A 13629-nucleotide genomic window follows, 5' to 3' on the forward strand; every position below is an offset into this window, starting at 1 on the left:
CATGTGCACGCGTGCGCTAACCCGCGAAAACGGGGTGTCAGTCGGCACTGGATCGTTCGGTCAGGCGCATCGCTAGCGAGCGTGCTTCTACAAAGGCGACCACTGGCCAGCCACAAAAAAGGCGCCCCGAAGGGCGCCTTTTTCAGTGCTGCGTCCGGCTGAATTACTTGCCGGTCCAGCGCTTCATCACCAGCGTGGCGTTGGTGCCACCGAAGCCGAAGCTGTTGCTCATGACCAGGTTGATCTCGGCGTTTTCGCGAGTCTTGGTCAGGATTGGCAGGTCAGCCACTTCCGGGTCCAGCTCGTCGATGTTGGCCGAGCCGGCCATGAAGTTGCCTTCCATCATCAGCATGCAGTAGATCGCTTCGTGAACGCCTGCGGCGCCCAGCGAGTGACCCGACAGGCTCTTGGTGGAGCTGATGGCTGGCGCGTTGTCGCCGAACACTTCACGCACACCTTTCATTTCCGCGACGTCGCCGACCGGGGTCGAGGTGCCGTGGGTGTTCAGGTAGTCGATCTTGCCGTCGACGGTGGACATCGCCTGCTGCATGCAGCGGATGGCGCCTTCGCCGCTTGGAGCGACCATGTCGTAACCGTCGGACGTTGCGCCGTAGCCGACCAGTTCGGCGTAGATCTTCGCGCCGCGGGCCAGCGCGTGTTCCAGCTCTTCGACCACGACCATGCCGCCACCGCCGGCGATGACGAAGCCGTCACGGTCGGCGTCGTAGGCACGCGAAGCCTGTTCAGGGGTTTCGTTGCGCTTGCTCGACAGTGCGCCCATGGCGTCGAACAGGAACGACTGGCTCCAATGCTCTTCTTCACCGCCGCCGGCGAACACGATGTCCTGTTTACCCATCTGGATCTGTTCCATGGCGGTACCGATGCAGTGAGCACTGGTGGCGCAGGCAGAAGCGATGGAGTAGTTCAGGCCCTTGATCTTGAATGGCGTCGCCAGGCAGGCCGAAACGGTGCTGCTCATGGTGCGGGTCACGCGGTACGGACCGACGCGCTTGACGCCTTTCTCACGCAGGATGTCCAGCGCTTCCATCTGGTTGAGGGTCGACGCGCCACCGGAACCGGCGATCAGGCCGGTCCGAGGGTTGGAGACCTGCTCTTCGGTCAGGCCGGAGTCGGCGACCGCGTCTTTCATGGCCAGATAGGCATAGGCGGCAGCGTGACCGACGAAGCGGTAGATCTTGCGGTCGATCAGCTCTTCGAGGTTGAGGTCGATGGAGCCGGAAACCTGGCTGCGCAGACCCATTTCGGCATATTCCGGATTGAAACGGATGCCAGGGCGGCTTGCACGCAGGTTGGCGGAAACGGTGTCTTTGTCATTGCCCAAGCAAGAAACAATGCCCAGACCAGTGATAACGACGCGGCGCATGCGGATACCCTTAGAAATTGTCAGTGGAGGTGAACACGCCGACGCGGAGGCCTTCGGCGGTGTAGATTTCGCGACCGTCCACGGTCACCGAACCGTCGGCGATGGCCAGGTTCAGTTTGCCTTTGAGGACGCGCTTGATTTGAATGTTGTACGTGACTTTTTTGGCAGTCGGCAAAACCTGACCAAAGAATTTCACCTCGCCCGAACCCAGCGCACGGCCACGGCCCGGCAGGCCTTGCCAGCCCAGGAAGAAACCGACCAGTTGCCACATGGCGTCCAGGCCCAGGCACCCCGGCATGACCGGATCACCTTCGAAGTGACAGGCGAAGAACCACAGGTCCGGAGTGATATCCAGTTCAGCGACCAATTCACCTTTGCCGTACTTGCCGCCTTCTTCGCTGATATGAGTGATGCGATCAATCATCAGCATGTTGGGGGCGGGCAGTTGCGCGTTACCTTGGCCGAACAGCTCGCCGCGACTGCAGCGCAGCAGATCTTCCCGGGTAAAGGCGTTTTGTTTGGTCATGCGAGCTCCTCGATAATCCTGTGCGGCAGGGTGTGACAATGCTTACCCCATCTGACCAGCGGGTCATTCCTCAGCTGGCAGCCTACTCATAGACTATTGCGTTGTAATGAAAGTCACAGCACAGGCGAAATGAATGTACACCTGTGCACTGAAATTTTCCGTCCGCGCGTCGGCGCAGTTCGATCACGGCACACAAGACTGCCGCAATTTATCATTTATCGCCAGTCGCAGATGCCTTAAAGGTCAGCCAACGCTGTAAAACCTGCTGTAAATCAGTACGTTTGAACGGTTTGGCGAGGTAATCGTTCATGCCTGCCGCCAGGCATATGTCGCGATCACCGTGCCGGGCGTTGGCGGTCAGGGCGATGATCGGCAGCGTTTCAAGCCCCGGTAGCTGGCGAATTCTGCGGGTGGCTTCGTAGCCATCCATGACCGGCAAGCGGCAATCCATCAGGATCAACGCGTATTTTTCCTGGCTGGCCATGCTCACGGCTTGCGCGCCATCCCCCGCGACACTCACCTGAAGCCCGAGGCTGCGCAGCATGGCTTCAACCACCGTGCGGTTGACCGGGTTGTCCTCGACCAGTAACACACAGCCATCGCGTTCCTGGGGAATTTCGCCGACCGCGCCCGGTTGCGGGGCGGGTTCTTCCTGCTGGACCCGTTGCAGCGGAATCTCCAGATGGAACACCGAGCCCAGTCCCTCGCTGCTTTCTGCGTACAGCGATCCGCCCATCCGTTCCGCCAGATTGCGCGCGATCGGCAGACCCAGCCCGGTCCCGCCGTAGCGCCTTGAAATAGAGTTGTCGGCCTGCTGGAACGCGTCGAACATGGACTCCAGCAGTTCCGGAGAAATACCGATCCCGCTGTCGCGCACCGCGCAGGTAAAGAGAATGTGTTGCGCGTCACTCTGACGCCAGGCGGTTTCGACCCGCACGCTGCCGAACTCGGTAAATTTCAGCGCGTTGCCGATCAGGTTGACCAGGATCTGGCGGATACGCGTCGGGTCACCTTTGACGCGCAGCAGATCCAGCCCAGGCTGCACATCCAGTTCGAGCGCCAGGCCCCGCTGTTGCGCATTGTGGGCAAACGCCTGAACCGAGGTCGCAATCAGGTCGGCCAGGTTGAACGAAATGTTTTCCAGCTCCAGCGCGTCACGCTCGAAGCGGGAGAAGTCGAGGATGTCGTTGATCACCCGCAACAGGTGCTCGGTGGACTCGGTGGCCAAGGCGGAATATTCAGCCTGCTCCTCGGTCATCTTCGTCGTTTCCATCAACTGCAGCATGCCGAGCACACCATTCATCGGCGTGCGCAGCTCATGGCTCATCATCGCCAGAAACTCGGACTTCGCGCGGTTGGCGCGCTCCGCCTCTTCGCGGGTTCTGATCAACTCGTCCATGGCTTGTTTCTGTTCACGACTGGCTTTCTCCAGGCCCAGCGCCAGGTTGTTGATATGGCGGGCAAGATCGCCCAGTTCGGCGTCGTCGGCCACCGGCAAGGGGGTGGTGTAGTCACCGTGCTGGATGGCCTTGACCGCATCGCTCATGGCACTGATGGGCTGAGACAGGCTGAGGGACAGGCGTCTGGCCAGGATGTAGGTAAAGAGGAGGGCAAACAACGCAAGGATCCCGGCCTTCAACAGGATTTCCTGTTCGCGCAGGTTGAACGCCTCGCTGGACATGCCCACCAGCACGCGCCCCAGATAGTCTTCGACGGGGACGCTGGCCATGTCGTCGCTTTCGTCCAGGCGATTGCCGTCCTGCTTGACCTGTTGCAGGCGGATGGGTGCCTGAAAGATTTCCATCTGCCGCGAATGCGCCCCGTCGGGCGCTTGCTCGACGTGCACCAGCACTTTGCCAGTGTTGTCCTGAACCTCGAGGAAGCGCACGTGGGGCGTGCTCATGGTGGCTCTCATCAGGCTCTCGAGGACGTCGTTGTTGCCCACGATCACGCCATATTCCGACGCCGGCGCCAGCTGGTTCGCGATCAACTGGCCGGTGTGGTTGAGCTCCTGACGCAGGTCCTGAATGCGCACTACGGTAAAGAAGCTGATCAATAACAGCGTCAGCAGCAGGGCCGGGCCCAGACTGAGAATTTGCGTGCGGGTGCTGATGTTCCAGCCACGTTGTGTCGTCATGGCCTGATTCCGGCTTTCGTGGGCTGCTTCATGTGAAGCGGCTCACGCAATAGAGACGGTGCAGGTGCACGGGTGTGCCATGGAATCGAATCTCATCGGGAAAGCGACCTCACAATAGCTCATCGGATGGGTTGCGGAATTTTCATCCGGGGCGCGCATCTTAACCGAGCTGTAGGTAATTTCATTGTGAAGAGTAGGGCTTCGGCGAGATGCGTGCCGCTGTCGTGTTTTGCCGCTGGTGGCGAGCCCGGCGCTCCGTATAATGCAGCCATCGCCAGTTCTGATGGCTCTAGATGGATTGTTTTATGACCCAACAGCAACCGATCGCAGTTCTGGGTGGTGGCAGCTTCGGGACAGCCGTGGCCAACCTGCTGGCCGAGAATGGCCACCGGGTCCTGCAGTGGATGCGTGATCCCGAACAGGCTGAGGCGATCCGCGTCAACCGCGAGAACCCGCGCTATCTCAAGGGCATCAAGGTGCTCGAAGGGGTCGAACCGGTCACCGACCTGCAGCGCGCATTGAGCGACAGCCAGCTGGTCTTCGTGGCATTGCCTTCCAGCGCGCTGCGCAGCGTGCTGACACCGCATGTCGATTTGCTGACGGGCAAGATGCTGGTCAGCCTGACCAAAGGCATCGAAGCCCAGACCTTCAAGCTGATGAGCGAGATCCTCGAAGACATCGCGCCGCAAGCGCGCATCGGTGTGCTGTCAGGGCCCAACCTTGCACGGGAAATCGCCGAGCACGCGCTGACCGCCACGGTGGTCGCCAGTGAGGACGAGGAGCTTTGCCGTGAGGTCCAGGCGGCGCTGCATGGCCGTACCTTCCGCGTGTATGCCAGCGCCGACCGGTTTGGCGTGGAACTGGGCGGGGCCCTGAAGAACGTCTATGCCATTATTTCCGGCATGGCCGTGGCGCTGGGCATGGGCGAGAACACCAAAAGCATGTTGATTACCCGCGCGCTGGCGGAAATGACCCGTTTCGCGGTCAGCCAGGGCGCAAACCCGATGACCTTCCTGGGCCTTGCCGGGGTGGGGGATCTGATCGTGACCTGTTCGTCGCCGAAGAGCCGCAATTATCAGGTGGGTTTCGCACTGGGTCAGGGGCTGAGCCTGGATGAAGCCGTGACCCGGCTGGGCGAGGTGGCAGAAGGCGTGAATACGCTTAAAGTGCTCAAGGTCAAGGCGCAGGAATTGCAGGTTTACATGCCTTTGGTCGCCGGGCTGCATGCGATTCTCTTTGAGGGCCGCACGCTGGAGCAGGTCATCGAGCTGTTGATGCGGGCGGAACCCAAGACTGACGTCGATTTCATCTCGACCAGCGGTTTCAACTGATTTCATTGCCCATCCGTTTTCACGTCCATGGAGAAGCCCTTGAACGAGTCAAAACTCAAGCAACACGAATCGATTCTGCTGCGCATCCTGTGGATGCTGGTGTTTTTAGTGGTCTGGCAGGTGGCCGAGCTTGTCCTGGCGGTCGTGGTGCTGGTGCAACTGGCGTACCGGTTGTTCTATGGGGCGCCCAGCCTGAGCCTGATGTCTTTCGGGGACAGCCTGAGCCAGTTTCTGGCGCAGATCGGTCGTTTCGGCACCTTCCACACCGATCAGAAACCCTGGCCATTCGCCGACTGGCCGGCACCGCGTCCGCCGGAAGGGGAAGCGCCCCACACCGTTCCCGCCGCCGCGCACCCGGTTCGCGATGAGGAACCGAAGCTATGAAAGTGTGGATTCTGCGTCACGGTGAGGCTCAGAACCGGGCGCGCACGGACGCTGAACGTGAACTGACGGACCACGGCCGCGAAGAAGTGCTGAGCAGTGCGGCGCATCTGCTGGGCCAGCCGTTGCGCTGGATCATCGCGAGCCCCTATGTGCGTGCGCAGCAGACAGCGGAACTGGTGCGCCAGGCCCTCGGGTTTACCGATGCGGTGGTCACGGTGCCTTGGCTGACCCCGGACAGCGACCCACGCAAGGCGCTGTCCAACCTGGACCTGTACGCCTCGGACAACGTATTGATCGTCAGCCATCAGCCGCTGGTGGGTTCGCTGATTGGTCTGTCGGTGCATGGCAATCTGCAAACCGCTGAGCCGATGCACACCGCCAGCCTGGCCGAGCTGGAAGCAGATTTCCCGCTGGCGGGTGCGATGGAGTTGGTCAGCGTTCGGCATCCCGTCTGAGCTGCGACCGTTTCACCAGCAGGCGTCTGCCCCAATCGATCGTGCAACTTCAATAACAAGGACAAACCATGAGCCTATGGCGTGCAACACCCAATCTTGATGCCCTCAATTCGATGCAGAAAAACACCATTGGCGAGATGCTCGACATTCGTTTCGAGGCCTTTGACGAACAATCCCTGACCGCCAGCATGGTGGTCGATCATCGCACGCATCAGCCTTACGGATTGCTGCACGGCGGCGCATCGGTGGTACTGGCGGAAACCGTGGGTTCGTCGGCCAGCTATCTGGTCATCGACACCAGCAAGTACTTCTGCGTCGGGCTTGAAATCAACGCCAATCACCTGCGCGGCTTGCGCAGCGGTCGGGTGACGGCGGTGGCGCACCCCGTGCATATCGGCCGTACCACCCACGTCTGGGACATCCGCCTGACCAGCGACGAAGGCAAGGCCAGTTGCATCTCCCGGCTGACGGTCGCGGTCGTTCCCCATGGTGAGCAGCCGCCCGCACGCTGATCGTGCGTGCGCATGACCGGAGTGTCATCGCCGATGGCAGTTCCGGTCATTGCCGCGTCACCCCGCGGCTGCGCACAATTGCCGCCTGTTCAAGGTTCTCTGGATGCGCCGGCATGACCCAACCTGTGTTTTTCGCTCACGCCAATGGCTTCCCCTCTGCAACCTACGGCAAGTTGTTCGCCGCGCTGGGTGATGAGTTTCAGGTGAAGCACCTGGATCAGCACGCCCATGACCCGCGTTTTCCGGTGACGGATAATTGGCCCAATTTGGTGGACGAGCTGGTTCACCACTTGCGCGAACAGCCGCAGCCGGTGTGGGGTGTGGGGCATTCACTGGGCGGTGTGTTGCATTACCATGCCGCCTTGCGCCATCCCGAGCTGTACCGTGGCGTGGTCATGCTCGACTCACCGGTCCTGACCCGTTTCGACCAATGGATGATCCGTGCCGCCAAGCGGTTTGGCTTCATCGACCGCATTACGCCTGCCGGTCGTACGCTTGGACGCCGCGAAGTGTTCAGCGATCTGGACGCCGCGCGCCGTTACTTTTCTGGGAAAAATTTGTTCCGTCGGTTCGACCCTGAGTGTTTTGAAGCGTATCTGCTGCACGGTTTGCAGCCCGATGGTGAGCAGTTGCGCCTGCGCTTCGATCCGGCCACCGAGATCAGCATTTATCGCAGCGTGCCGCACACCAGCCCTGGAATGGCGCGTCATTTGCGAGTGCCGCTGGCGATGGTCCGCGGCGAGCACAGCGACGTGGTGCGCCGGCATCACGCGATGTCAGTGAAAAGCATGCGCGAAGGCGAGTATCTTTCGGTACCGGGCGGGCACATGTTTCCGCTCGAGCACCCAGAGGATACCGCGCAGATGCTCAAGAACCTGTTCTCTCGCTGGTCCGCTCGCAGTCGCGCCGCCAACGACCTGCTGGCTGGCCAGCGAGCCCGCGCATGAGCTGTTCTGTCGAAGAGGTGCGTTTGAGTCTGCCGCACATCGAGCTGGCGGCGCATTTGTTCGGGCCGCAGGACGGTCTTCCAGTGATTGCCTTGCACGGGTGGCTTGATAACGCCAACAGCTTTGCGCGTCTGGCACCCAAGCTCAAAGGCCTGCGGATTCTGGCACTGGACATGGCGGGCCACGGTCATTCCGATCACCGCCCTGCAGGCGCCGGATACGGCCTGCCGGACTACGCCCACGACGTGTTGCAGGTGGCTCAGCAGATGGGCTGGGAGCGGTTTTCGCTGCTCGGGCATTCATTGGGCGCCATCGTTTCGGTGATCATCGCGGGTGCATTGCCTGAACGCATCAACCGTCTGGCCTTGATCGACGGCCTGATTCCGCCGCTGGGCGAGCCTGAAGGCGCCGCTGAGCGTATGGGCGCGGCGCTGCAGGCGCAACTGACGCAATCGAGCAAGCGCAAACCGGTTTATGCGGACATGGATCGCGCGGTCGAGGCGCGGATGAAAGGCGTGGTCGCGGTCAGTCGCGAGGCGGCCGAATTGCTGGCTCAGCGTGGCTTGATGCCGGTGCCTGGCGGTTACACCTGGCGCAGCGACAGCCGACTGACCCTGGCGTCGGCGACGCGTCTGACCCGCGCTCAGGCGCTGTCCTTCGTCAACGCAGTCCGCTGTCCGGCGCAGCTGGTGGTGGCGGAGGAGGGCATGCTGGCGCAGAACAAAGCGCTGCTGGAGAGTGTGCCGTTCGAGGTGACGGCATTGCCGGGCGGGCATCATCTGCACCTCAATGACGAGGCGGGTGCATCCGCTGTTGCAGACTGTTTCAATCGGTTCTTCGCCGTTCCTTGACTTGCGCAACGCAACTGTCGAGGCTGGGCGGGTTGAAACAGGAGACTGCATGATGGACCACCGCCCACGCCCGACGATTTCACCTTCCCGCACGCCGCACCATTGTGCGGCATTTGTTTGCCACCCGAATTTCACCCCATGAGCGCCCCTATGCATTTATCACGTGCGCTGGGGATGCTGCTGTGCCTGTCCGTTTACGCCAATGTCAGTCAGGCGGCGGATGTTACCGGCAGTCAGGACTTTGCCAATCTGCCACGACCGACGGATGCCGAGATCGTCGATTATCGGCCAGCCGCCGAGCTTGAACGTAACTACCCGATGGGCTCCATTCGCAAGATCAGCGGCCAGTTGCGTTTCGATGGCCAGGTCTCGTCGCGGGGCAACGCGACCTCCGTGACCTATGAATTACCGCCTGAACGCTCCGCCGACGAGGCGTTTACCGCTGCCCGTGAAGCGTTGCAGAAGCAGAACGCCCAGCTGTTGTTCTGGTGCCAGGCGCGTGACTGTGGTGAAAGCAGCCTGTGGGCCAACGAGGTGTTCGGCAATTCCAGGCTCTACGGTGCCGACAGCGGGCAGGCGTATTTACTGCTGCGCCTTGCCGCACCGGACAACGACACCCTGGTCGCGCTGTACAGCATCACGCGGGGTAATCGCCGGGCGTATCTGCACGTTGAGCAATTTCAGGCCAGCGCGCCGCTCGGGGAGTTGCTGCCCACGTCGGCGACCCTGCTGCGGGAGCTGAAAAGCTCGGGCGATTTGAACCTGCCCATGCTCACTGGTGCACCCGCCGAGCCGTGGATCACGTTGTTGTCACGTGGACTTAACCTGGACAGCACGATTCGCGTGACGCTCTCCGGCGCGCAGAACGATGCCTGGCGCGATGCGCTGGTCAGCAAAGGCGTTCGCGCGGCGCGGCTGGAGTCGGGCAGTGCACAGACGTCGGGACTGACCCTTGAACTGATTCGCTGAGACGCGCTCTATCAGAAGCGTTTCAGTGGGCCATGGGGCGAGCCGCAAGGTTCGCCGTTATGCTCATCATCTTGACTCCCTTAATCTGCGGAATAATCCATGCTCAATAACGATCGCCTGTTGGTGCAGATTCTTCTGCTGGCGTTGCTCGGTGCGTGTTTGTGGGTGATGGCTCCCTTCTGGTCGGCGCTGTTCTGGGGCGCAGTGCTGGCGTTTGCCAGTTGGCCGCTGATGCGCCTGTTGACCCGTGCGCTCAAAGGACGCGAGTCGCTCGCGGCAGGCATCCTCACCCTGGGGTGGATGCTGCTGGTGGCGGCACCGCTGGTGTGGCTGGGTTTCAACCTGGCGGATCATGTGCGCGACGCCACGGCCTTCGTGAAGGACGTGCAGGTCGACGGACTGCCAGATCCACCGACCTGGCTGGCCAGCATTCCCTTTGTCGGCGAACGGCTGGTGGGGTACTGGACGACGATCGACCAGCAGGGCGCGGCCATGCTGGCCAGCGTCAAACCGTATCTGGGACAGGTCGGCAACTGGCTGCTGGCGCGCAGCGCGCAGATCGGCGGCGGCATTCTCGAACTGACCCTGAGCCTGGTGTTCGTGTTCTTTTTCTATCGCGACGGGCCGCGTCTGGCAGCATTCGTGCTCAGCCTGCTGGAGCGGCTGATCGGTGATCGCGCGCAGTACTACGTCGATCTGGTGGCCGGGACCGTACAACGCGTGGTCAACGGGGTGATCGGCACGGCGGCGGCTCAGGCGGTGCTGGCGTTGATCGGTTTTCTGATCGCGGGTGTGCCCGGTGCGCTGGTGCTGGGGATCGGGACCTTTCTGCTGAGTCTGGTGCCGATGGGCCCGCCGCTGATCTGGATTCCGGCCACGGCCTGGCTGGCCTGGAAGGGTGAGTACGGGATGGCGATCTTCCTCGGCTTGTGGGGGACGTTCATCGTCAGCGGCGTCGATAACGTGCTCAAGCCTTACCTGATCAGCCGCGGCGGCAACCTGCCGTTGGTGATCGTGCTGTTAGGCGTGTTCGGTGGCTTGCTGGCGTTCGGCTTCATCGGTCTGTTCATCGGTCCGACGTTGCTGGCAGTGGCCTACAGCTTGTTGCTCGATTGGGTGGGTGACAGTCGGGCGCGGCAATTGCCGAAGTAGGCGAGAGCGCACTCTCAAAACCGCCGTCGGGCTATGTCCGGCGGCGGTTTTTTGTTTTCAGGCAGACGTACTGACGTATTTACCGGCCGTCGCGCTGCTGTTGAGGTTATAGCGATCGCTCAACGCCGCGACCATGCGGTTCAAGGCTTCAGTGGCCTGCGTCGTGGTCTGTTGCTGGCGGCTGCTGTCGGGCGTCATCGCGGCGGTCAATTCGTCGGCGGTGATGCTGCCGTCGCCGTCACTGTCCAAGCTGCTGAACAGATCGCTGGAATCCTGCGCGGGCGGTGGAGGCGGCGGTTGCTGTGTCTGCAGGCTGGCGGTCAGTTCGTCGAGGCTGACGTTGCCGTCCTGGTTGGTGTCCAGCGCATCGAACACTTGGGTGCTGTCGGCGCTGCTGTCCGAGCTGCTCAGCGCGGCGGTCAGTTCGTCACTGCTGACATTGCCATCACCGTCGGTGTCCAGGGCGCTGAGCAGGTCCTGCGCTTCATCGGCGGCGGAGCCTGCGTCCGTCTGCATGGGAGGCGGTGGCAGTGGGGTCATTGACGCCAGTTCGTCGGCATCCAGACTGTCGTCGTCATTACTGTCGAGGTCACTGAACGCTTTGCTCAAGCTGACGGTGATGCCGCCTTTGGAATCAGACGTCAGGGCCGAACTCAATTCGTCCTTGTCGATGCTGCCGTCGCCGTTGGTGTCGAGTTTCTTCAGCAATTCGTCGGCGAACTTCTTGCTGTTTGTGGTGCTGGTTGTACTGCTTGAGCTGACGTAACTGGAATAACTGCTGCTGCCGCTGACGCCTGTGATCATCGGACTGACTCCCCATCAGATGGATAAAACCGGCTCAGTGCACCGGCTTATGCAGCGTCTACGGGGCGCGTGTCGTGGGTATGTGGGGTTTGTAACGAGGGGCTTACGCAGGCGGGGCATGCATCGAGTTCACCCTGTGGGAGCGAATTCATTCGCGATACGGTGACGAATCTGACGCGGATGTACTGGATGTACCGGCCTCTCGCGAATGAATTCGCTCCCACAGAAACAGGCATTCGGCTCAAGCCGTCAGGGTTTCAGATTCGTGGCAGGTCCAGCACGGCTGTCAGACCGCCGCCCGGTGTCTCTTCCAGGCGAAGGTCGCCGCCCATGCGTCGGGCCGCTTCGCGGGCGATGGTCATGCCAATGCCGACGCCGCCCGAATTACGGTTGCGCGAGCCTTCGACCCGGTAAAAAGGCTCAAACACCGCTTCGCGCAGGTTGGCAGGAATACCGGGGCCACTGTCGACCACGCGCACCACCAGGCGGTCGCTGGCGTCTTCAATCATCACCCTGGCGTGCCCCGCGTAGCGCAGTGCGTTGTCGATCAGGTTGTTCAGGCAGGACCGCAGGGCCATGGGCTGCGATTTGAGGGGGCGACACGTGCCGCTGGCCTGCACGTCGTCGCCATTGTCCTGAGCGTTTTCGGTGAGCGATTCGATCAAGGCCTGCACATCGAAGTACTGCAGGGCTTCGCTGGTGCGCTGCTCGTTCAGGTAGGTCAGGGTCGCGTCGAGCATGGCGATCATGTCGTTCAGATCCTGGGTCATCTGCCCGTGCAGCTTGGGCTCTTCGATTTGCTCGACGCGCAACTTCAGCCGCGCCAACGGTGTGCGCAGATCATGGGAAACGGCGGCGAGCATGCGCCCACGTTGTTGTACCTGTTCGCGGATGCGTTCCTGCATGAGGTTAAAGGTCAGGGCCGCCTGACGGGCTTCGCGCGGACCATTGAGCGACAGCGGCAGGCTGTCGAGGTTTTCACTGAGGCGCTCCGCTGCCTCGCTCATGCGACGGATCGGCCGGCTCAGTGCCTTGGCGCCGAACCAGGCGGCGATCACCAGGCTGATCAGTTGAAACAGCAGGGGAATAAACGGAACCCCCAGAATCGGCGGGCGTCCGGGCGGGGGTGGTGGCGGGCGCAAGGCGTCCATCGCGCTGTCTGCAAGCGTGCCGTCCTGCCGGGCAGGAGGCGGTGGTTGCGGGGGATGCCCGGATTGCCCGGACTCCCAGCGCGCGTCGGGCGGTGGCATCTTCGGCCCGTAGTAGTGAAACCAGGCGAAGGCGAGCAGGTGTGCCAGGATGATCGCCAGCAGCGCACCCCCGAACAATCGGGCAAACAGTGTGTCGGCGGAGCGGATCAACCAATATCCCTGGCGTCGAACATATAGCCTTCGCCACGTACGGTCTTGATCAGTTGCGGGGACTTGGGGTCGTCACCGAGTTTTTGCCTGAGGCGCGACACCAGCAGGTCGATGCTGCGATCGAACGCTTCGATCGAGCGGCCACGTGCAGCATCCAGCAATTGCTCGCGGTTGAGGACGCGACGCGGGCGTTCCAGGAAGACCCGCAGCAACCGGAACTCGGCGTTGGAGAGCGGCACGACCAGCCCGTCCGGCGCGGTCAACTGGCGCAATACGCTGTTCAGGCGCCAGTTGTCGAAACGCAAGGTGGTGCGTTCTTCGGTGCGGTCGTCACGGACGCGGCGCAGGATGGTCTGGATCCGGGCCACCAGCTCACGGGGCTCGAACGGCTTGGCCATGTAGTCGTCGGCTCCCAGTTCCAGACCGATGATGCGATCGGTGGGTTCGCAACGGGCGGTCAGCATCAGGATGGGAATATCCGACGAACTGCGCAGCCAGCGGCACAGTGACAGGCCGTCTTCGCCCGGCAGCATCAGGTCCAGCACGACGACGTCGTAGGTTTCTTCTGCCAGTGCTTCTCGCATGGCGTTGCCATCGGTCACGCCGGTGCTCTGGATATTGAAGCGTGCCAGGTAATCGCACAGCAATTCGCGGATGGGGACATCGTCATCGACGATCAGCGCGCGGGTGGTCCATCGGCGCTCGTCAGCCTGTGCGTTGGCGGTATTGCTGTCTGAGGTTGTCTGCATGTTGCTGCCGCCATGTGATGCCGCCGGGGTGGGCCGCGGGTAAGTAACGACGCTGCCATGCTACTTC

14 protein-coding genes are annotated in these 13629 nt (G+C 61.8%); 8 read left to right on the forward strand and 6 right to left on the reverse strand.

Features of this window, described 5'->3' with window-relative positions; translation table 11 throughout:
- Positions 1 to 163 precede the first annotated feature (163 nt).
- The 3 genes from fabB to ABDX87_RS24490 form a co-directional block, all read right to left on the reverse strand.
- Entirely contained in the window at positions 164 to 1384 is a 1221-nt protein-coding gene (gene fabB, locus ABDX87_RS24480) for a beta-ketoacyl-ACP synthase I (protein WP_074753401.1), read from the reverse strand.
- Between the two features lie 10 nt (positions 1385 to 1394).
- A complete protein-coding gene (fabA, locus tag ABDX87_RS24485) occupies positions 1395 to 1910 on the reverse strand; it encodes a 3-hydroxyacyl-[acyl-carrier-protein] dehydratase FabA (RefSeq protein ID WP_299613895.1) in 516 nt (171 codons plus the stop codon).
- Positions 1911 to 2121: 211 nt separating this feature from the next.
- Complete coding sequence (locus ABDX87_RS24490; RefSeq protein WP_346830195.1) at positions 2122 to 4047, reverse strand: response regulator; 1926 nt, start codon at positions 4045 to 4047, stop codon at positions 2122 to 2124.
- Positions 4048 to 4352: 305 nt separating this feature from the next.
- On the opposite strand from ABDX87_RS24490, the gene ABDX87_RS24495 reads away from it, so the two are divergent.
- The 8 genes from ABDX87_RS24495 (at position 4353) to ABDX87_RS24530 (ending at position 10648) form a co-directional block, all read left to right on the forward strand.
- The gene (locus ABDX87_RS24495) at positions 4353 to 5378 is read left to right on the forward strand and encodes an NAD(P)H-dependent glycerol-3-phosphate dehydrogenase (RefSeq protein WP_346830196.1); all 1026 of its coding nucleotides are present in this window, start codon (positions 4353 to 4355) and stop codon (positions 5376 to 5378) included.
- Positions 5379 to 5405: 27 nt separating this feature from the next.
- On the forward strand, positions 5406 to 5762 hold the full coding sequence (locus tag ABDX87_RS24500; RefSeq protein WP_346830197.1) for a DUF4389 domain-containing protein: 357 nt from the start codon (positions 5406 to 5408) through the stop codon (positions 5760 to 5762).
- The gene (sixA, locus tag ABDX87_RS24505; RefSeq protein ID WP_346830198.1) at positions 5759 to 6217 is read left to right on the forward strand and encodes a phosphohistidine phosphatase SixA; all 459 of its coding nucleotides are present in this window, start codon (positions 5759 to 5761) and stop codon (positions 6215 to 6217) included. The genes ABDX87_RS24500 and sixA overlap by 4 nt, the downstream gene beginning before the upstream one ends.
- A gap of 68 nt (positions 6218 to 6285) precedes the next feature.
- Positions 6286 to 6729 (forward strand): hotdog fold thioesterase, encoded by a 444-nt coding sequence (locus ABDX87_RS24510; protein WP_346830199.1) that lies wholly within the window; start codon positions 6286 to 6288, stop codon positions 6727 to 6729.
- A gap of 113 nt (positions 6730 to 6842) precedes the next feature.
- Positions 6843 to 7676, forward strand: a complete 834-nt coding sequence (locus tag ABDX87_RS24515) for an alpha/beta fold hydrolase (protein WP_346830200.1) — start codon at positions 6843 to 6845, stop codon at positions 7674 to 7676.
- Positions 7673 to 8527, forward strand: coding sequence for an alpha/beta fold hydrolase (locus ABDX87_RS24520; RefSeq protein WP_346830201.1), 855 nt, complete (start codon positions 7673 to 7675; stop codon positions 8525 to 8527). Before ABDX87_RS24515 ends, ABDX87_RS24520 begins: the two co-directional genes overlap by 4 nt.
- 150 nt (positions 8528 to 8677) lie before the next feature.
- A complete protein-coding gene (locus ABDX87_RS24525; RefSeq protein WP_346830202.1) occupies positions 8678 to 9496 on the forward strand; it encodes a DUF4892 domain-containing protein in 819 nt (272 codons plus the stop codon).
- A 99-nt stretch (positions 9497 to 9595) separates the two neighbouring features.
- Positions 9596 to 10648 (forward strand): AI-2E family transporter, encoded by a 1053-nt coding sequence (locus tag ABDX87_RS24530; RefSeq protein WP_346830203.1) that lies wholly within the window; start codon positions 9596 to 9598, stop codon positions 10646 to 10648.
- 57 nt (positions 10649 to 10705) lie between these two features.
- Here ABDX87_RS24530 and xopAW read toward each other — a convergent pair whose 3' ends face one another.
- The 3 genes from xopAW to ABDX87_RS24545 form a co-directional block, all read right to left on the reverse strand.
- Positions 10706 to 11452, reverse strand: coding sequence for a XopAW family type III secretion system calcium-binding effector (gene xopAW / locus ABDX87_RS24535; RefSeq protein ID WP_346830204.1), 747 nt, complete (start codon positions 11450 to 11452; stop codon positions 10706 to 10708).
- Positions 11453 to 11709: 257 nt separating this feature from the next.
- Positions 11710 to 12813 carry a sensor histidine kinase gene (locus ABDX87_RS24540; protein WP_346830205.1) on the reverse strand — a complete coding sequence of 368 codons (1104 nt, stop codon included), beginning with the start codon at positions 12811 to 12813 and terminating at the stop codon, positions 11710 to 11712.
- Complete coding sequence (locus tag ABDX87_RS24545) at positions 12810 to 13562, reverse strand: response regulator (RefSeq protein WP_346830206.1); 753 nt, start codon at positions 13560 to 13562, stop codon at positions 12810 to 12812. The genes ABDX87_RS24540 and ABDX87_RS24545 overlap by 4 nt, the downstream gene beginning before the upstream one ends.
- Between the last annotated feature and the right edge of the window lie 67 nt (positions 13563 to 13629).

It is taken from the genome of Pseudomonas abietaniphila (genome assembly GCF_039697315.1).
In the GTDB taxonomy this organism is placed as follows: domain Bacteria; phylum Pseudomonadota; class Gammaproteobacteria; order Pseudomonadales; family Pseudomonadaceae; genus Aquipseudomonas; species Aquipseudomonas abietaniphila_B.

Excerpts from the sequence above, each read along its gene's own strand:
- ABDX87_RS24530 (WP_346830203.1), top strand. The coding sequence starts at position 9,596 with ATGCTCAATAACGATCGCCTGTTGGTGCAGATTCTTCTGCTGGCGTTG.
- ABDX87_RS24510 (WP_346830199.1), top strand. The coding sequence starts at position 6,286 with ATGAGCCTATGGCGTGCAACACCCAATCTTGATGCCCTCAATTCGATG.
- ABDX87_RS24490 (WP_346830195.1), bottom strand. The coding sequence starts at position 4,047 with ATGACGACACAACGTGGCTGGAACATCAGCACCCGCACGCAAATTCTC.
- ABDX87_RS24495 (WP_346830196.1), top strand. The coding sequence starts at position 4,353 with ATGACCCAACAGCAACCGATCGCAGTTCTGGGTGGTGGCAGCTTCGGG.
- xopAW (WP_346830204.1), bottom strand. The coding sequence starts at position 11,452 with ATGATCACAGGCGTCAGCGGCAGCAGCAGTTATTCCAGTTACGTCAGC.
- fabA (WP_299613895.1), bottom strand. The coding sequence starts at position 1,910 with ATGACCAAACAAAACGCCTTTACCCGGGAAGATCTGCTGCGCTGCAGT.
- ABDX87_RS24500 (WP_346830197.1), top strand. The coding sequence starts at position 5,406 with ATGGAGAAGCCCTTGAACGAGTCAAAACTCAAGCAACACGAATCGATT.
- fabB (WP_074753401.1), bottom strand. The coding sequence starts at position 1,384 with ATGCGCCGCGTCGTTATCACTGGTCTGGGCATTGTTTCTTGCTTGGGC.
- ABDX87_RS24525 (WP_346830202.1), top strand. The coding sequence starts at position 8,678 with ATGCATTTATCACGTGCGCTGGGGATGCTGCTGTGCCTGTCCGTTTAC.
- ABDX87_RS24515 (WP_346830200.1), top strand. The coding sequence starts at position 6,843 with ATGACCCAACCTGTGTTTTTCGCTCACGCCAATGGCTTCCCCTCTGCA.
- sixA (WP_346830198.1), top strand. The coding sequence starts at position 5,759 with ATGAAAGTGTGGATTCTGCGTCACGGTGAGGCTCAGAACCGGGCGCGC.
- ABDX87_RS24520 (WP_346830201.1), top strand. The coding sequence starts at position 7,673 with ATGAGCTGTTCTGTCGAAGAGGTGCGTTTGAGTCTGCCGCACATCGAG.
- ABDX87_RS24545 (WP_346830206.1), bottom strand. The coding sequence starts at position 13,562 with ATGCAGACAACCTCAGACAGCAATACCGCCAACGCACAGGCTGACGAG.